Below are 17278 nucleotides of genomic sequence, written 5' to 3' on the forward strand. Positions count from 1 at the left end.
CATGGCTATTCGGGACACTGTCAGTGCGGACGGAACCACCATCGTCTATCGAGTGAGCGGACCCGAGGACGGGCGAGCGCTGGTGTTGCTGCACGGTTGGTCGGCGGATCTACGGTGCTGGGGCGCGGCCGCCGACGAGTTGGCCGAGCGGTTCCGGGTGATCGCGGTCGATCTGCGTGGGCACGGCTACTCCGATGCTCCCCAGACCGGATACGACGATCCCAAGAACTGGGCGGCCGACATCGCCGCGGTGCTGGCGGCGGAGGGCGTCGAGTCCGGCGCGGTGCTGCTCGGCTGGTCCTACGGCGGCATCGTGCTCAGCGACTACCTGGCCGCCTACGGCACCGGCGCGATCGCGGGCGTGGTCTATACCGGTTCGATGGCCAATATCGGCCGAGCGCCGGGTGCGGGGATCGGGTCGGCCATGAAGTCGGCGGTCCCCGGTGTCTTCGAGGAGGGTGCCGGCCGTGCCGTGCGCGCCTTCGGCGCTTTCGGCAATGCCAATACCGGCCCGGGCCAGGACAAGGGTGTCGATGCCCAGCGACTGTTCGGCGCGAGCCTGGCCACTCCGCCGAGGGTGCGCAAGGCGCTGTTCTATCGGACCGTCGACAACACCGAGACGCTACGCACGCTGGATGTTCCGGTGCTGGTCCTGCACGGCACAAGCGATCCGGTCGTTCCGATCGAGAACGGCAGGTACATCCTCGATACGGTCCCCGGCGCGCGCGCCTCATTCTGGGAGGACGCGCAGCATGGTCTGTTCATCGAGGACCGCGACAGGTTCGTGGCCGAAGTCGGTGCGTTCATCGACGGCCTATAGCGGCACCCGCTCGATCGCACCGAATTCGTCGTCCGAAACCCGCCGGTACGGTTCGGCGGTGTCGAGCAGGCTTGTCGTGTCGGTAAGACGGCCGCACGCGATGCGGGTAGTGGTGAGCGTTCGCACCAGTGGCCTGTGATGGCTGTCACTTGCCACGGTAGGGGCGTCTGGCTTCGCCGATCCAACGTGCACTATGGATAGTGTGAGTCATCGCCCGGACCTACGGCCCAATCGGATTGCCGTGCTATCGGTGCACACCTCACCACTTGCCCAACCGGGCACTGGCGACGCGGGCGGCATGAACGTGTACGTGCTCCAGACCGCCGTTCAGCTGGCCCTTCGCGGTACCGAGGTGGAGATCTTCACTCGTGCCACCTCCTCGAATGTCCCGCCCGTCGAAGAGGCCGCGCCGGGGGTGCTCGTACGCAACGTGGTGGCAGGTCCGTTCGAGGGCTTGGACAAGCACGATCTGCCGACCCAGCTCTGCCCGTTCACCGCCGAGGTATTGCGGCAGGAAGCCAGGCATCAGCCCGGCTACTACGACCTCGTGCACTCGCACTACTGGTTGTCCGGTCAGGTCGGCTGGCTGGCCCGTGACCGCTGGCGGGTTCCGCTTGTGCACACCGCGCACACGCTCGCCGCGGTGAAGAACGCCGCGCTCGCCGACGGCGACTGTCCCGAGCCCCTCACCCGCGAGATCGGTGAGAAGCAGGTGATCGCCGAGGCGGATCGGATGGTCGCCAATACCGCCGAGGAGGCGCGCCAGCTCGTCGAGCTCTACGGCGCCCACGCCGAACGTATCGACGTGGTGCCGCCCGGCGCCGATCTGACCCGCTACCGTCCCGGCGAAAAGGCCGAGGCCCGAGCGGAATTGGGGCTTGCCGCCGACGAGCAGATCGTCGCCTTCGTCGGCAGGATCCAACCGCTGAAGGCACCCGACGTGCTGGTGCGCGCCGCGGCCGAACTGCTGCGCAGGCAGCCGCACCGGCGGCTACGGGTGCTCATTGTCGGCGGCCCGTCCGGAACCGGACTCGAACGGCCCGACGCGCTGATCGAGCTGGCGGCCGGTCTCGGCATCGCCGATCGCGTGACCTTCCTGCCGCCACAGCCGCCGGACCGCCTTGTCCAGGTGTATCGCGCCGCCGACCTGGTCGCGGTGCCGAGTTATAACGAATCGTTCGGATTGGTCGCCATCGAAGCGCAGGCAAGCGGCACGCCGGTGCTCGCCGCCGACGTGGGCGGGCTCGGTACCGCGGTGCGCCACGGCGAGACAGGGCTGCTGGTGCCAGGTCACGCCACCCCCGATTGGGCAGCAGCGCTGGGCTATCTGCTCGACGACCCGCAACGGTTGCGACGCATGAGCATTCGCGCCGTGGGGCACGCCGCGAACTTCTCTTGGGAACACACCGCGGACGGACTGCTCGCCAGCTACTCGGCGGCGCTGACCGATTTCCGTGCCGCGCGCGCCGGGCTCGGTGGCGGGCGTGGTGTGGTGTCCGATCACGCACAACTGCTCAACGGTGGCACCGATTTCGGCGGCGCACGCCCCGCGATACCCGGTGAGCGCGCTAGCCTCGCCATGGAACGCACTTCCGCTCTCCTCGGCGAGGGCAGCCAGGCCAGATCGCGTGTGCTGTTACGGCGAAGGACGGGAGCACGCCGGTGAGTAGCGAGGCAGCCGCCACCGCGCAGCTGATCGACGAGACGCTGCGTGCGAGAGAGATCGAATACACCCACCCCAGTGCGGATGTCTTCGTCGTCATCCTGCCCGGTGAGCGCAAGCTGAAGACCACCGTCATGCTCACCGTCGGCAAGCACGGCGTGCGCATCGAATCGTTCGTCTGCCGCAAGCCCGACGAAAACTTCGAGGGCGTCTACAAATTCCTGCTGCGGCGCAACCGCCGCCTCTACGGCGTGGCATACACCCTCGACCGTGTCGGTGACATCTACCTCGTCGGCCGCATCGCCACCCACGCCGTCACCGACGATGAACTCGACAGGGTCTTCGGGCAGATCCTCGAGGCCGCCGACGCCGATTTCAACACCCTGCTCGAGCTCGGCTTCGCCGAATCCATTCGCAGAGAATGGAAGTGGCGGGTTTCGCGCGGTGAATCCCTGAAGAACCTGCGTGCCTTCGAGCATCTGGTCGATGCCGCGGACAAGCCCTGAGCACCGTTGTCGAACGGCAGGCTCCGGTGGGATATGTCCCGGGCGAGCCGTCGGTGAGCGAGAATCGCGCTTGGGCTCGGTGAGTGTGAAGGTGGCACGACAATGACAGTTCTCGCTCTCGATATCGGCGCGACGAAGTTCGCGGTCGGACGCGTGCACGCGGGTGGCGAGGTGCGTGAGGTGCGGCAGGTCGATGTGCCGCGCGAGTCGGTGTGGGAGGTGTGCCGCGCGGTATTGGCCGAGGTCGCCGGTGCGGACACCGTTACCGCCGTCGGGATCGGCTCGGCAGGGCCTGTCGATACGCGATCCGGTGTCACGAGCCCGCTGAATATCCCCGAGTGGAAGTCCGGATTCCCGATCGTCGCCGAGGTGCAGAAGCTCTTCCCGGGCGCCGCAATACGATTCGCGATCGACGGTGCATGTCTCGCGCTCGCCGAACATCACGTCGGCGCGCTGCGCGGGGTGGCGAACGGTCTCGCGATGACCGTCTCGTCGGGGATCGGCGGCGGGGTCATCGCCGATGGCCGGGTGCTGCTCGGCCGCACCGGCAACGCGGGGCATATCGGTCACATCGTCGTACCCGGCTGGGATGTGCCGTGCGAATGCGGCGGGGTCGGGTGCGTCGAGGCGATCGCAAGCGGCATGTCGTCGGTGCGCTGGGCTCGTACACAGGGGTGGTCCGGTGAAACCGGCGCGGCGCTCGCGAAGGCGGCGCACTCCGGCGACGAGATCGCGCTCGCGGCGTTGCACCGTTCCGGTACCGCGCTCGGGCAGGCCATCGCGTCGGCGGCCGCGTTGCAGGACATCGACCTGGTGGTAGTAGGCGGAGGTTTCGCGCAGTCGGGTGAACCGCTCTGGCAGCCGTTGCGTGCGGCGGTGGCCAAGCATGCCCGATTGGACTTCCTCGGTGAGCTTCGCGTCGTGCTGTCGCGAATCACCAACGGCGCCACCCTGGTCGGTGCCGGCGTGCTCGCCGCGGGGCGTGCGACGGCCGACACCACCGGCTGAACGGTTTGCGCACGTGCCAGAATGGCCTGCATGACGTACACCCTCGTGCTGCTGCGCCACGGCGAGAGCGAATGGAATGCCCTGAATCTGTTCACCGGTTGGGTGGATGTGCACCTGACCGACAAGGGCATCGCCGAGGGCAAGCGGGCCGGGGAACTGCTGGCCGAACACGACATCCTGCCCGACATCGTCTACACCTCGCTGCTGCGCCGCGCGATCAGCACCGCGAACATCGCGCTGGACGCGGCCGAGCGGCATTGGATCCCGGTGGTCCGCGACTGGCGGCTCAACGAGCGGCACTACGGCGAGTTGCAGGGTAAGAACAAGGCGCAGATCCGGGACAAATACGGCGACCAGCAGTTCATGCTGTGGCGGCGCAGCTACGACACCCCGCCGCCGCCGATCGACCCGGCGAACGAGTACAGCCAGGAGGGAGACCCGCGTTATGCGGGCATCGAGGTTCCGAAGACCGAGTGCCTGCTCGATGTGGTGAACCGGATGGTCCCGTATTGGGAGTCGACCATCTCCAAGGAATTGGTCGCTGGCAAGACCGTGCTCGTCGCCGCGCACGGCAACTCGCTGCGCGCCTTGGTCAAGCACCTCGATCAGATCTCGGATGACGAGATCTCGGAGCTCAACATCCCCACCGGTATTCCGCTGCGCTACGAGCTCGACGAGAACCTGCGCCCGGTCCGCCCGCGCGAGTACCTGGACCCGGAGGCCGCCGCCGCGGGTGCCGCCGCGGTCGCGGGACAGGGCGGCAAGTAGTCCGGGATCGGTCGTTACGCGGATGCGCCGCGGTCGAGCAATCGGTCGCGGCGCATCGCTGTTCGGGGCGCATCGCGATCCGGCCGCGCGCTCGTGAACGGCGCGTCCGTCAATGCGCCGACTGCCTGCTCCGTGGTGGCGCGAAGCCCGCTGTGGAGGCCGGAATCTGTTCGCTACGGTGACTGTTGATTCTGATCTTCAAGCGAGGTTTCAGCGGTGATATGCAGCCGCTACCGCACGCCATCAGCTGTATGTGAATGACTATTCGGATCGAAATTCAGGTTCCGGTAGCTGGAACTTACTCGTCGGTATGTATGCTTCCGATCGTTCGACCAGTCCGAGAGGTGGATCACGTCCGATGAAGCACGCGTTGCGGGTCACGGTGGCGGCAGTAGCCACGGCCGTGCTCGTTCCTTTCCTCACATCCGGTGCGAGTGCCGCGCCTGTTTCGGCCGGTCCCGACGGCGGTGCCGCGGGCGCTGCCTGGGCGGCGGCCGAAGACGGCCCCCAGCAGTTCCCGAACGTGAATATCGAGTGGGACGTGCCGATCACGATGAGTGACGGCACGGTGCTCAAGGGCAACGTGTATCGCCCGGCTGACGCGGCGGGCAGGCCGATCGACACCCCGACGCCGACCGTCGTCAACCTGACGCCTTACACCAAGCTGGTGTCGAACCTCGCCGACAGCGCGATGTCCATCCCCGGGCTCTCCGACGCACTGATCGAGCTGTTCCGTCAGATCGACATGAGCGGCACGCCACTTTCCGGCGTCACCGACCTCACCAAGGCCTTCGGCGGCGGCGAGCTGCGTAACTTCGCCGTCGACCGCCAGCTCATCAAGAGCGGCTACACCCAGGTCGTCGTCGACGTGCGTGGCACCGGTTTCTCACAGGGCGTGTGGGACATGCTGCGTCAGCGCGAGCAGCAGGACACCGTCGAGGTGATCGACTGGGCGTCGCACCAGCCGTGGTCCAACGGCCGCATCGGCATGAACGGGCTTTCGTACTCCGGTATCAACCAGGTGCAGGCCGCGCAGATGCGGCCGCCGGCCCTGAAGGCGATCTTCCCGGTCGTACCCGGCAGCGACCTCGTCAACGATGTGCTCGCGCCCGGCGGCGGCTTCGGCTTCAACTTCATTCCGTTGTGGCTCACCGCGATCAACGGCCTCAAGCTGCTCCCGGATCTGGCCTCGGTAGTCAACGGCCGGTTCGATACGAAGTGGCTCGCCGACCGGGCGAAGGATCCGCTGACGTTCATGGACGTGCTGCTCAACGTCTACACCACCGCCCGCGTCGAAGACCTCGATCCGCGCGCCAAGGAACTGCTGACCGGCACCTCGACGCCGAGGGCGGGCTGGCTGAGCGATCCGAGCAAGATCCAGGTGCCGACCTTCGTGACCGGCGGCTGGCACGACCTGTTCACCTACTCGGAATCCAAGATCTACAACGAGATTCCGCTGCCCGCGGGCCAGAAGCAGCTGCTGATGGGTAACACCTATCACATCAACTCCGGCAACGAATACGGCAAGCCCGGCCTGCCGCCGCGGCTGGACGTGCTGCAACGCGCCTGGTTCGACAAGTGGCTCAAGGGCATCGACAACGGCATCGATGAGTACGGCCCCGTCACGCTGCGTCAGCAGGGCGGCGGCTGGGTGACCACCGATTCGTTCGCCGACCCGGACGCGACCGTATCGTCGCAGGATGCGGCGCATCGCCGGATGTACTTGTCCGCCAACCACAGTGGCACCGCGAACAGCGTGTACGACGGATCGCTGCTGCCGGAGGCAAGCCCCGACTCGGCGCGGCTCACAGTCGCGCCCGGCCTGACTACCCTGTGCTCCAACGACGCAGCGCAGGGTAGTGCGGGCGCGCTCTCGATCATCGACGGCTGCGCGAAGGACTCGCGGGTCGCGGAGTCCAACGGGCTGACCTTCACCAGCGCACCGGTCGCGGATACCACCACGATCTCCGGCCGGATCGCGGTGCGGCTCAACACCGTTCAAGATGACGCCGACGGCTACTGGGTTGCCACCGTGAACGACGTCGCGCCGGACGGTCAGTCGACCGTGCTCTCCTCGGGCCAGCTCATGGCATCGCTGCGCGAGGTCGACGAGGCCAACAGCACCAAGTCCGCCAACGGCGACTACACCGACCCGCGGGCGTTCACCTCGCTGGATCGGCGTCAGCCGACGGTGCCCGGTGTGGAGACCACGCTGGACATCGCGCTGCCCGCCACCGAGGCGATCCTGAAGCCGGGGCATCGGCTGCGCGTAGATGTTTTCGCGGGCAACTTCCCGAAGGGGCTGCCGGTGCTGCCGATGCTGCTCGACACGGGGCTGAAGCCGCAGCATGTGCAGCTGGATCCGAACCGCCCGAGCTTCGTCAATATCCCGGTGCGCGGCAACCCGGGTTGGTGAAGTGAAACCCGGCTAATCCTCGACGGCGAAGGCGGCGTCCACGATGTCGCCCGCTCGTGCGCGGTCGACGAAGACCGAGGGTGGCAAGAGCTCCTGATAGTGCCGTGGATATGCCCGTCGGGTATGACCGATTACCGCTCGCCGCGTGCGCCGCCCTCCATATGCCCAACAACGCGTAAACGGGCGGCTAACACGACAGGAAGTGCCCATGACCTGCGTGAAACTTCTCGTACCCAGAGTTGGGTTGTCGGTTGGCGACCGTACGATTCAAGGGTGAGTGTTCCGCAGGCCGTTCTGTTGGCAGTCCTCGCGGCTGTCGTCGGTCTGGCAGTCGGCGGGCTACTGATCCCGTTCATGAACGCCAGGCAGGCCGCGCGCAGGCAGGCCGATTCGGGGCTCACCATGTCGCAGGTGCTCGACCTGATCGTGCTCGCCTCCGAGAGCGGCATCGCGGTGGTCGACGAGTATCGCGACGTGGTGCTGGTGAACCCGCGCGCCGAGGAACTCGGACTCGTCCGCAACCGGATGCTCGACGAACGCGCGTGGGCCGCGGTGGAGAAGGTGCTCGCCTCCGGCGAATCCGCCGAGTTCGACCTCACCGCGAAGAACCCCATGCCCGGCCGTAGCCGGATCGCGGTACGCGGCGTCGCACGGCAGCTCTCGCGCGAGGAAACCAGCTTCACCGTGCTGTTCGCCGATGACGATTCCGAGCAAGCCAGGATGGAAGCCACTCGCCGCGATTTCGTCGCCAATGTCAGCCACGAGCTCAAGACACCGGTCGGTGCGATGAGCCTGCTGGCCGAGGCGCTGCTCGAATCCGTCGACGACCCCGAAGCAGTGCGCCACTTCGGGCAGCGCGTGCTCGGCGAATCAAGGCGCCTCGGCAAAATGGTGACCGAACTGATCGCGCTGTCGCGGCTACAGGGCGCGGAAAAGCTGCCCGAGCTCGAGGTGGTGGATGTCGACACGATCGTGACGCAGGCGGTCGATCGCTCGCGCACCGCGGCCGAGGCGGCGGGCATCACCGTCAGCACCGACCGGCCCAGCGGCCTCGAGGTGCTCGGCGATGAAACTCTGCTGGTCACGGCCCTGTCCAACCTCGTGGAGAACGCGATCGCCTACTCGCTCGCCGGGTCGCACGTCTCGGTGAGTCGTTCGCTGCGCGGTGACCACGTCGCGATGGCCGTGACCGATCGCGGCATCGGTATCGCCAAGGAAGATCAAGAGCGAGTTTTCGAGCGCTTCTTCCGGTCCGATAAGGCGCGCTCGCGCGCCACCGGCGGTACCGGGCTGGGGCTGGCTATCGTCAAACACGTAGCCGCCAACCACAACGGTGAGATCACCCTGTGGAGCAAGTTGGGCACCGGTTCGACGTTCACCTTGCGAATACCCGCTCATCTCGAGGCCGACAGCGACGAAGAGGTCGACGGCTCCGTGGTGAGCATGAGAGAAATCAGCCAGCGCCCCTCGGGGCCTGGCAGACCCAACGGTGTGGAGGCACGCAGATGACGAGTGTTTTGATCGTCGAGGACGAGGAGTCGCTGGCCGATCCGCTCGCGTTCCTGCTTCGCAAGGAGGGATTCGAGGTCACCGTGGTCGGTGACGGACCATCCGCGCTCGCCGAATTCGATCGCTCCGGCGCCGACATCGTGCTGTTGGATCTCATGCTGCCCGGCATGAGCGGTACCGACGTGTGTAAGCAGCTGCGCACCCGCAGCGGAGTCCCGGTGATCATGGTGACCGCGCGCGACAGCGAGATCGACAAGGTGGTCGGGCTGGAGCTCGGCGCCGACGACTACGTCACCAAGCCGTACTCGGCACGTGAGCTCATCGCACGCATCAGGGCCGTGCTGCGGCGCGGCACGGGCGATGAACTCGACGGCGGCAACGAGAGCGGTGTGCTGGAAGCGGGCCCGGTGCGGATGGATGTCGATCGGCACACCGTGCATGTGAACGGCAAGCAGGTCACCCTGCCGCTGAAGGAATTCGACTTGCTCGAATATCTGCTGCGCAATTCCGGTCGCGTGTTGACCCGTGGCCAGCTGATCGACCGTGTCTGGGGCGCCGACTACGTTGGTGACACCAAGACCCTCGACGTGCACGTCAAGCGGCTGCGTTCGAAGATCGAAGGTGACCCTGCCAAGCCGGAACACCTGGTGACCGTGCGCGGGCTGGGCTACAAGCTCGAGGCCTGAGGCCTGTCATGCGGCGGGTGGCCGAGGCCCCGACAACCTCGGAACAACCCGCCGCCGCGTCCTAGGGCAGGTAGAGCCAGGTGGGGCCCACCGGGGTGTCGGTCTTGCGCAGGCTGATCCAGCCGAGGCTGTCCTCCTGCATGCAGTCGTAGACGTCGGCGGCGCTGGTGCCGCGGCAAGCGATGGTGTGCGTGGTGCCGTACGGGCTCATGACCAGGTTCTTGCCGTCCTTCGCCGCGTTGATCGCCTCCGGGGTGTTGGCGGGCAGGAAGTCGGCGGTGAAATCGGCGTATTTGGCCGGATCGCCATTGGGTTCCGCGTGCGCGGCGCCACTCATAGCGAGGGCAGCTCCGACCGCGATGGTTGTCAGGGTGACAGCTTTCTTCAACATAACCGCACATCAAACCGTATGGCGGTGACGCGCGCATGGCGTGCAGGTGAACCACCCGCTATGAAACCCTCACTCCGGTTGGTCGGAAACCGGTGCGTCTGTCTTCATTCGGTCGGCGTGGACGGTCGCGGGATGAATTGCAATCAGGCCGAGTCCTTGTCGGCGCTTACAGTGCCGAGCGAGTTCCTCGTACGCGGGTTTGCCGAGTAGCTCCGTGAGCTCGGGCGCGTAGGACTGCCACACCGGGCGTGCGCCGACGTGGGCGTCGGGGGAGCTGGTGCAGTACCACTTCAGATCCAATCCGCCGGCACCCCAGCCACGCCGATCGTATTCGGTGATGGAGGTGCGCAGGATCTGCACGCCGTCGGGACGATCGACCCATTCCATGGTGCGCCGGATAGGTAACTGCCAGCACACGTCCGGCTTCACTTCCAGCGGCTCGATTCCTTTGCGCAGCGCCATGGTGTGCAGTGCGCAGCCGACGCCGCCCTCGAAGCCTGGGCGGTTGAGGAAAATGCACGCGCCGTCGAACCGTCGGGTGCGAAGCGCCGGTTCCTCTTCCAGCTCGTCGACCTCGAGATAGCCCCTCTTGGTGATCTTGCCGCCCACGCTCCTGGCCTTTTCCATCAGCTGCCAGTCTTCGGGTGTGAGCATTTTCACAGCGCCTTCGAGGCGTTTGCGATCGTCCTTGCCCGACATGAAAGCGCCGTGCGAGCAGCAGCCGTCATCCGGGCGATCGTCGAGGATTCCCTGGCATGCCGGTGTGCCGAAGACACACGTCCAGCTCGACAGTAGCCACGTCAGATCCGCGGCAATCAGATGCTCGTCGTTAGCTGGATCGACGAACTCGATCCATTCACGCGGGAAGTCGAGATCGACCTCGGGACTCGGATCGATCTTCTCCGCTGGTCGGGGCCTGGTCGGGCCGCTCGCGGATGCGCCTACCGTCACACCTCGAGACGCTAACAGTTCAGTGGCCTGGTCTAAAGCCCCGGTTCACCCAGTACCGTGTTCTTGTGCGGCTTGGGGTACTCGATGTCGGAAGCAATACCGTTCATCTGCTCGTGGTGGACGCCCATCGTGGTGGCCACCCGATGCCGATGAGCTCGACTAAGGCGGCATTACGGCTGTCGGAGAACCTGGACAGCGCAGGTCGGATCACTGTCGAGGGGGCTGAGCGACTCATCGCGACTGTGGCTGAATTCGCCAGCATCGCCGAGACTTCCAGGTGTGTCGAGCTGATGGCGTTCGCGACGTCAGCGCTGCGCGAGGCAGCTAATTCCGACAAGGTGCTCGCCAGGGTGCGTGCCGAGACGGGCGTCGATCTGCGGGTGCTCTCGGGCGTCGACGAGGCAAGATCGACCTTCCTCGCGGTTCGCCGCTGGTACGGCTGGAGCGCGGGGCGCATTCTCAATCTCGACATCGGCGGCGGCTCGCTGGAAATGACCAGCGGCGGCGATGAGGAACCCGATCTCGCGCTGTCGCTGCAACTCGGCGCCGGCCGACTGACCCGAGAGTGGTTGCGCGAGGATCCGCCGGGCAAGCGCCGGGTCGCGGTGCTTCGCGATTGGCTCGACGCGGAGCTGGTGGTTCCGGCAAAACAGCTGCTCGACACGGGTAAGCCGGATCTCGCGGTCGGTACATCGAAAACCTTTCGCTCGCTTGCTCGGCTGACCGGAGCGGCACCCTCTTCTGCTGGTCTGCGGGTGCGCCGTACACTCACCAGCTCAGGCCTGCGCCAACTGATTGCTTTCATCTCGAGAATGACAGCGTCGGACCGCGCAGAATTGGAAGGCGTAAGTTCCGACCGGTCACAGCAATTGGTGGCTGGCGCATTGGTCGCGGAGGCGAGTATGCGGGCACTATCGCTGGATACCCTCGAGATTTGTCCGTGGGCACTGCGCGAGGGGCTGATCCTGCGCAAACTGGATACCGACATGAACGGTGGACCCCGAGCGACGAGCTCACCGGGACCGGCCGCCGAAACCGGCAGGCCTGGACCGGGGGGTGGCGCCGCGCTATCGGGCCCGATCGAAACGGTGTCGCCATGAGTGAGGACCCCAAACAGCTATCGGTCGCTGAGCTGTTGGCCCGCAACGGTCAACAGGGTTCGGCGCCTTCCGGTGGCGGTGGCAGGCGTCGGCGCAGCGGTCGTGGGATTTCGGTCGCCGAGTTGACAGGTGACCTTCCGGTCATCCCGGCCAACGGCGGGCGTTCCTCGCATGCCGCGCCCGACGAACCGGCGTTCGATACGCCGTCCTATGAGCCCGCCGCGTATGAGTCTTCGTACGAGCCGTCGTACGAACCCGTCGCGTATGAGCCCTCGTCCTACCAGCCCGCGGCGCGCGAGCCCGCGGCCTACGAGCCTGCTGCCTACCAGCCGCCTGCCTTCGAATTGCCTGCGCAGGAACCGGTCTCGTATGCGCCGCCCGAGCTGCCGAGCTATTCGCCGATGTCGGGCCCGATCACGCGCTACGACCCACTGTCGGACTACGCCGCGCCGCAGCGGGAGCCCGACCCGGCGCCCGGGCGCTCGAATCGGGTCATGCCGGGTCGGGACATGCCCTCGTCGCGACATGCCGCGCCCGCGGATCCGTTGTCCTCCTACGCCGCGGCGCCCGATTCCTACGCGCCCGCTGATCCCTATTCGCCTGTCGACTCCTACGCGCCCGCCGATCCCTATTCGCCCGCCGATCCTTACGCGCCCGACCCGCTCTCCGGTGACGGCGCGGCGCCGCACGGCTCGGGACGCACCGGACGCAGGCGACGGCACGAGCCCGATGAACGGGCCACCGAAGTACGGACGGTGCGCGACCTCGGCCGGGCCGAGCCGCCGCCGGATCGTGGATCGCTCAACGGCTATTCCGGCAACAATGGGGCGCCCACCGGAAGGGCGGCCCGCCGGCGCGCGGAGGAAGCCCTCGATGTCGGCCCGTCGACCGCACCTTGGTCCCCGACTTCCAACGGCTACGCACCGGAGTCGGCGCCGTTGCCGGCGGCCACGTCGAGAGCGAACGCGCCTACCCGAGCCCCCAGCCCCGAGCCGCCGCCCGAGCCGCCGCGAAGATCATCCCGCCTTCCCGACGGTGGCCTGCCCGCGTGGTCGGCGCGAAGACGCCCGAACCAGCCCCCGCAGCACGACGAGCCCGCGCCCGAACCGATCGCGAGCTCGGCATGGTCGCTGGCCAGCCAGGACCAACAGCTCGTTTCCGGTCAGACGGTGGCGGGGGATCTGCTGCGCGACGGAGTCGAGCGAGCCGAGGCCGAGCGCGCGAGCAGAAGCGAGAACGGTCGAGGCAAGCGCGGTCGCTCGAAACGCGACGTCGGCAGGCAGCAGCTCGATGTCGTCGATCTCGGCGATATGGACGGGCGCACCGATGTCTATCCAGCGTTCGGGGTCGGCAACGCCCAGGACGATCTCGCCCAGGACGATTTCGACGAGGACGATTTCGACGAGGACGACCTCGACGACGATCCCGATTCTGAGCGGGCGGGGTTCTTGTCGCCGTTGCGGTCCCGGATCGCGCGCAAGGCGGAGAAGGCGGAGTACGACGCCAACCGACGGCAGTGGATGATCCTCGGCGGGCAGAGCACCGGCGCGGCAGTCGCCGGAATGTTGTTGTTCAAGGGTTTCGAGCGGATGTGGGAGATGCTCCCCTGGGTGGCGCTCGCGCTTGCGATGATCGTGATTCTCGGCCTTGTGGCACTGGTGCGGATTCTGCGCAGAACCGACGACATCCTCAGCACCGTGATCGCCGTTGTCGTTGGCATCTTTGTCACCCTGGGCCCGCTAGCCTTTCTTCTCAGTACGAACTGAGTAGGGAGCTGCTGTGGGGAACATCGAGCAGGCGGACGACACACGGGCGGGAAGTGCGGTCGGCGAGGACGTGCTCGGTGCGAGCGTGCGAACAGATCCCCGATCACCGGGGGAACTCGCGGGTGCGCAGGGGCGCAGACAGATCTTGGTCGGCCTTTCGACGGCATCGGTGTATCCACAGAACACCGAGGCGGCCTTCCGCTACGCGGCCGAACTCGGTTACGACGGTATCGAATTGATGGTCTGGGCCGAACCGGCCAGCCAGAGCATCGCAACCGTGCAGGCATACGCCCGCAAGTACTCGGTGCCGGTGATCGCCGTGCACGCACCGTGTCTACTGATCTCCCAGCGGGTGTGGGGTTCGGATCCGGCCGCGAAACTCGAGCGCAGCGTGCACACCGCCGAGGCGCTCGGCGCGAGCGCCGTTGTCGTCCATCCGCCCTTCCGCTGGCAGCGGCGCTACGCGGAGGGTTTCGCGGACCAGGTCGGCGAGTTGGAGGAACACGGATCCGTCATCGTCGCGGTGGAGAACATGTTCCCGATGCGCGCGGACACCTTGTTCGGCCGTGGCTCCGGTTCGGCCAAGCGACTGGAGCGGCGCGGCGGACCAGGGCTTGGCGTGACCGCGTTCAGCCAGTCCTACGACCCGACCGACATCGGATTCCGGCACTACACCCTCGACCTCTCGCACACCGCGACGGCGGGTGCCGATCCACTCGCGCTTGCCGCGCGGATGGGGCAGGGTCTTGCGCACCTGCATCTGGCCGATGGCCGCGGTGCGGCGCACGACGAGCACCTGGTGCCCGGTGACGGCACTCAACCCTGTGTGGAGCTGTGTGAGGCATTGGTGCGCACCGGGTTCTCCGGACACGCGGTAGCCGAGATCAATACCCAGAGCGCACGCACTACCCCGGACCGTGCGGGAATGCTGCACCGCACGCTGGCCTTCGCCAGGCAGCATCTCAACGGCGTCGCTCCGGCTCCCGAGCCGACGCCGACCCATGCCAACCAGGTGTGACGAGTTCGTTCGCCGATACCCATCACCCGAGGGGAATGCGGACGTCGAACCCGGTCGTTCTACGCTGTACGAACGCCGCGTATCGGGCAGGCACCGCTCCTCGGTAGCCGCCGAACCCCGCCGACGCGGCCCATGGACGACAGGAGTGACGATGCCGGAGCTGACCGTGGACCTCGAGCGGGACACCGAGACCGATGCACCGTTCAGCCGCGTTTGCGCGCTGACCGAACTGTCCGCGACCACCCCCGGCACCGGCCGCTACCTGGGCACCATCGACAAAATCTGGACCGTCGGCAAGAAAGTGCACGGCGGAACCATGGTCGCGGCCAGCGCCGCGGCCGCAACGAACTGGCTGCGCGCCTCCGATTCGGCATTGACCGCGATGGCCCCGATCGCGGCGAGCTCCGACTTCCTCGGCGCCCCGGTGCCCGGCGAGGTCGAGTACGAGGTGCGCATCCGCAAGGTCGGCCGCCAGATCTGTCTTGCCGACACGACCCTGATCCAGGACGGGCGCAACCTGGTCCGGACCGCCTTCACCTTCGGCCACCTCGACGACGCCGATCCCCTGTACGCGCAACAGCACGGCGATATGCCCGCCGAGCCGCCAGCCGACGCCGTCGGCTACGAATCCGGCTCGGCGATGGGCAGCATCGTCAACGTCGGCAAGGGCGCGGAACTCTACATCGACCGCGCGTGGGCCAGGTTCCTCGACGGCGAGCAGGCCGAACCACGGCTGCGGCTGTGGATGCGCCCGCGCGCGGGTGATCAGCGGGATCCCGACGTCTCGATGTACTTCGCGATGATGTCCGCCGACATGAGCCCGCCGGTTCCGATGAACCTCGGGCACTTCGGCTGGGCGCCGACGGTCCAGATGACGACCTATCTGCGCCGCAGGCCCGCCCCCGGCTGGCTGCGGATCATCGCGACCACGCATGAGGTCGGCGGCCGCATGTTCGACGAAGATCAGCTGATCCTCGATTCCACCGGCGCGGTTGTCGCGCAAAGCCGCCAGCTGGCGCTGATTCCGCAACGTTGAGCGACGGTTAACCTTTACGTCCATGACGAGAATTGCGGTGATCGGTGGAGGTCGCATCGGTGAGGCGTTGGTCGCCGGGTTGCTGGAGTCGGGTCGAGCCGTCAAGGACATTGTCATCGTCGAGCCGCACGCGGATCGGGCAGCGCTGATCGCCGATCGGTTCGGCGTGCGGGTCACCGGTTCGGTGGCCGATGCGGTGGTCGGCGCGGATCTGCTCGTCATCGCGGTCAAGCCGGGTGATGTCGATACCGTGCTGACCCAGCTCGGTAAGGCCGAACTCGACGCCGACCGGGATCAGGTGCTGGTGTCGCTCGCGGCGGGGGTGCCGACCGCACGGCTGGAGGCCAAGCTGCCCGCCGGGTTCCCCGTGGTGCGAGTAATGCCGAATACCCCGATGTTGGTCGGCCAGGGCATGAGCGTGCTCGCACCGGGGCGCTATGCCAGGCCGGAGCAGTTGGCCGAGGTGACCGCCGTGCTCGCGTCGGTCGGCAAGGTGGTGACCGTCGCCGAGTCGCAGATGGACGCGGTCACCGCGGTCTCGGGTTCCGGACCCGCGTACTTCTTCCTGGTGGTCGAGGCGATGGTGGACGCGGCCGTCGGGCTCGGCCTGACCAGGGACGTCGCGAACCAGCTCGTGGTGCAGACCATGGTCGGTTCCGCCGCGTTGCTCGACGACGCCGAGCAGAGCGCGGTGGAACTGCGTGCCGCTGTGACATCTCCCGCGGGCACCACCGCCGCGGCGCTGCGTGAGCTGGAGCGGAGCGGGGTCCGTTCGGCCTTCATGGAGGCGCTACACGCGGCCAAGCAACGGTCGGCGGAACAGGGCAGGTCCGTGGAGTGACCGGTCGGTTCCATTTGAGCGAACCTTATTTCTCACACCCGTCGCAGTAATCCCACTGGTCCCGCTAAGCTTCAAGTAGCACGTGCGTGTCTGTTCCGCCGGTGGGGAAGCCGGCGGCGCGGGCGTGCCGGAGGTCATGGTGCAATGATGTCTCACAAGATGTCTGCGAATAGCTCAGGGACGTCGCCTGGCGGCTCCGGACCATCCAGCAGCCGGGCAAGTTCCCGGTCGCAAGGTTCGGCATCTCCAGTGCAACCCGTGCTCGGTGGCGGCACTCAGTTCCTCACTGTCGCCGAGGTAGCTAATTTGATGCGGGTGTCCAAAATGACGGTCTATCGGCTCGTGCACTCGGGTGAACTACCCGCAGTGCGAGTCGGTCGTTCGTTCCGGGTGCATGCCAAAGCGGTGCACGACTACCTGGAGACGTCCTACTTCGACGCTGGATGAGGCGGTTTCATTCGCCTCAGGGTGCCCCGGTAGGATGAACCCTCGGTTCGTGTTCGCCTGCCGGTGGCACCGTTTCGTGGTGTCCGGTGGCCGTCGGCGGCGCGGACGCTGAGTACGGCGTACGTGTTTGACGTGCGCGCCGAGTAGAGAGAACGCGAGGAATGACCCTATGGGTTCTGTGATCAAGAAGCGTCGCAAGCGCATGTCGAAGAAGAAGCACCGCAAGCTGCTTCGCCGCACCCGCGTTCAGCGGCGCAAACTCGGCAAGTAAGCCGCGCTTCCGTAGCGTCTGCTTGCAGGTCGCTCGAAACGGTCCGTAGCGTCTGCTTGCAGGTCGCTCGAAACGGTCTGT

At 66.8% G+C, this 17278-nt stretch carries 18 protein-coding genes; 15 read left to right on the top strand and 3 right to left on the bottom strand.

Annotated features, from left to right (window positions below):
- Position 1 precedes the first annotated feature (1 nt).
- Entirely contained in the window at positions 2-820 is an 819-nt protein-coding gene (locus tag ACLMAJ_RS33960) for an alpha/beta fold hydrolase (protein ID WP_412017982.1), read from the top strand.
- Here ACLMAJ_RS33960 and ACLMAJ_RS33965 read toward each other — a convergent pair.
- Positions 815-976 (bottom strand): hypothetical protein, encoded by a 162-nt coding sequence (locus tag ACLMAJ_RS33965; RefSeq protein ID WP_412017983.1) that lies wholly within the window; start codon positions 974-976, stop codon positions 815-817. The genes ACLMAJ_RS33960 and ACLMAJ_RS33965 overlap by 6 nt on opposite strands.
- Positions 977-1013: 37 nt before the next feature.
- Here ACLMAJ_RS33965 and mshA point away from each other — a divergent pair, with 37 nt between their 5' ends.
- The 7 genes from mshA to ACLMAJ_RS34000 all read left to right on the top strand — a co-directional run bounded on the left by mshA (position 1014) and on the right by ACLMAJ_RS34000 (position 9376).
- Positions 1014-2486, top strand: a complete 1473-nt coding sequence (gene mshA / locus ACLMAJ_RS33970) for a D-inositol-3-phosphate glycosyltransferase (protein ID WP_412017984.1) — start codon at positions 1014-1016, stop codon at positions 2484-2486.
- A 29-nt stretch (positions 2487-2515) separates the two neighbouring features.
- Positions 2516-2989 (top strand): type III secretion system chaperone family protein, encoded by a 474-nt coding sequence (locus ACLMAJ_RS33975; protein ID WP_412018069.1) that lies wholly within the window; start codon positions 2516-2518, stop codon positions 2987-2989.
- Between the two features lie 102 nt (positions 2990-3091).
- Complete coding sequence (locus ACLMAJ_RS33980; protein ID WP_412017985.1) at positions 3092-3997, top strand: ROK family protein; 906 nt, start codon at positions 3092-3094, stop codon at positions 3995-3997.
- A 30-nt stretch (positions 3998-4027) separates the two neighbouring features.
- Complete coding sequence (locus ACLMAJ_RS33985) at positions 4028-4765, top strand: phosphoglyceromutase (protein ID WP_412017986.1); 738 nt, start codon at positions 4028-4030, stop codon at positions 4763-4765.
- Between the two features lie 358 nt (positions 4766-5123).
- Positions 5124-7181 (top strand): CocE/NonD family hydrolase, encoded by a 2058-nt coding sequence (locus tag ACLMAJ_RS33990; protein WP_412017987.1) that lies wholly within the window; start codon positions 5124-5126, stop codon positions 7179-7181.
- A gap of 273 nt (positions 7182-7454) precedes the next feature.
- Positions 7455-8690 (top strand): sensor histidine kinase, encoded by a 1236-nt coding sequence (locus tag ACLMAJ_RS33995; RefSeq protein WP_412017988.1) that lies wholly within the window; start codon positions 7455-7457, stop codon positions 8688-8690.
- On the top strand, positions 8687-9376 hold the full coding sequence (locus ACLMAJ_RS34000; RefSeq protein ID WP_412017989.1) for a response regulator: 690 nt from the start codon (positions 8687-8689) through the stop codon (positions 9374-9376). The genes ACLMAJ_RS33995 and ACLMAJ_RS34000 overlap by 4 nt, the downstream gene beginning before the upstream one ends.
- A gap of 61 nt (positions 9377-9437) precedes the next feature.
- Here the strand turns inward: ACLMAJ_RS34000 and ACLMAJ_RS34005 are convergent, their stop codons facing one another.
- The gene (locus ACLMAJ_RS34005; RefSeq protein ID WP_412017990.1) at positions 9438-9767 is read right to left on the bottom strand and encodes a hypothetical protein; all 330 of its coding nucleotides are present in this window, start codon (positions 9765-9767) and stop codon (positions 9438-9440) included.
- 69 nt (positions 9768-9836) lie between these two features.
- Positions 9837-10664 carry a DUF3109 family protein gene (locus tag ACLMAJ_RS34010; protein ID WP_412018070.1) on the bottom strand — a complete coding sequence of 276 codons (828 nt, stop codon included), beginning with the start codon at positions 10662-10664 and terminating at the stop codon, positions 9837-9839.
- Between the two features lie 119 nt (positions 10665-10783).
- On the opposite strand from ACLMAJ_RS34010, the gene ACLMAJ_RS34015 reads away from it, so the two are divergent.
- From ACLMAJ_RS34015 to ACLMAJ_RS34045, 7 genes are all read left to right on the top strand, one after another.
- The gene (locus ACLMAJ_RS34015; protein WP_412017991.1) at positions 10784-11818 is read left to right on the top strand and encodes a Ppx/GppA family phosphatase; all 1035 of its coding nucleotides are present in this window, start codon (positions 10784-10786) and stop codon (positions 11816-11818) included.
- Positions 11815-13584 (top strand): ABC transporter permease, encoded by a 1770-nt coding sequence (locus tag ACLMAJ_RS34020; RefSeq protein WP_412017992.1) that lies wholly within the window; start codon positions 11815-11817, stop codon positions 13582-13584. The genes ACLMAJ_RS34015 and ACLMAJ_RS34020 overlap by 4 nt, the downstream gene beginning before the upstream one ends.
- 142 nt (positions 13585-13726) lie before the next feature.
- The gene (locus ACLMAJ_RS34025) at positions 13727-14602 is read left to right on the top strand and encodes a sugar phosphate isomerase/epimerase family protein (RefSeq protein ID WP_412018071.1); all 876 of its coding nucleotides are present in this window, start codon (positions 13727-13729) and stop codon (positions 14600-14602) included.
- A 151-nt stretch (positions 14603-14753) separates the two neighbouring features.
- On the top strand, positions 14754-15638 hold the full coding sequence (locus ACLMAJ_RS34030; protein WP_412017993.1) for a thioesterase family protein: 885 nt from the start codon (positions 14754-14756) through the stop codon (positions 15636-15638).
- A 22-nt stretch (positions 15639-15660) separates the two neighbouring features.
- Positions 15661-16479, top strand: a complete 819-nt coding sequence (proC, locus tag ACLMAJ_RS34035) for a pyrroline-5-carboxylate reductase (protein ID WP_412017994.1) — start codon at positions 15661-15663, stop codon at positions 16477-16479.
- 159 nt (positions 16480-16638) lie between these two features.
- Positions 16639-16926: a helix-turn-helix domain-containing protein gene (locus ACLMAJ_RS34040; protein ID WP_412017995.1), complete on the top strand. Its 288-nt coding sequence runs from the start codon at positions 16639-16641 to the stop codon at positions 16924-16926.
- 169 nt (positions 16927-17095) lie between these two features.
- Positions 17096-17197, top strand: coding sequence for a 30S ribosomal protein bS22 (locus ACLMAJ_RS34045; protein WP_003402602.1), 102 nt, complete (start codon positions 17096-17098; stop codon positions 17195-17197).
- The last annotated feature ends 81 nt before the right edge of the window (positions 17198-17278 follow it).

The organism is Nocardia arseniciresistens, assembly GCF_046764875.1.
In the GTDB taxonomy this organism is placed as follows: domain Bacteria; phylum Actinomycetota; class Actinomycetes; order Mycobacteriales; family Mycobacteriaceae; genus Nocardia; species Nocardia arseniciresistens.

Coding starts and splice junctions, on each gene's coding strand:
- ACLMAJ_RS34020 (WP_412017992.1), top strand. CDS start 11,815: ATGAGTGAGGACCCCAAACAGCTATCGGTCGCTGAGCTGTTGGCCCGC.
- ACLMAJ_RS33980 (WP_412017985.1), top strand. CDS start 3,092: ATGACAGTTCTCGCTCTCGATATCGGCGCGACGAAGTTCGCGGTCGGA.
- mshA (WP_412017984.1), top strand. CDS start 1,014: ATGGATAGTGTGAGTCATCGCCCGGACCTACGGCCCAATCGGATTGCC.
- ACLMAJ_RS34000 (WP_412017989.1), top strand. CDS start 8,687: ATGACGAGTGTTTTGATCGTCGAGGACGAGGAGTCGCTGGCCGATCCG.
- ACLMAJ_RS34040 (WP_412017995.1), top strand. CDS start 16,639: ATGTCTGCGAATAGCTCAGGGACGTCGCCTGGCGGCTCCGGACCATCC.
- proC (WP_412017994.1), top strand. CDS start 15,661: ATGACGAGAATTGCGGTGATCGGTGGAGGTCGCATCGGTGAGGCGTTG.
- ACLMAJ_RS34045 (WP_003402602.1), top strand. CDS start 17,096: ATGGGTTCTGTGATCAAGAAGCGTCGCAAGCGCATGTCGAAGAAGAAG.
- ACLMAJ_RS34005 (WP_412017990.1), bottom strand. CDS start 9,767: ATGTTGAAGAAAGCTGTCACCCTGACAACCATCGCGGTCGGAGCTGCC.
- ACLMAJ_RS33960 (WP_412017982.1), top strand. CDS start 2: ATGGCTATTCGGGACACTGTCAGTGCGGACGGAACCACCATCGTCTAT.
- ACLMAJ_RS34030 (WP_412017993.1), top strand. CDS start 14,754: ATGCCGGAGCTGACCGTGGACCTCGAGCGGGACACCGAGACCGATGCA.
- ACLMAJ_RS33990 (WP_412017987.1), top strand. CDS start 5,124: ATGAAGCACGCGTTGCGGGTCACGGTGGCGGCAGTAGCCACGGCCGTG.
- ACLMAJ_RS33985 (WP_412017986.1), top strand. CDS start 4,028: ATGACGTACACCCTCGTGCTGCTGCGCCACGGCGAGAGCGAATGGAAT.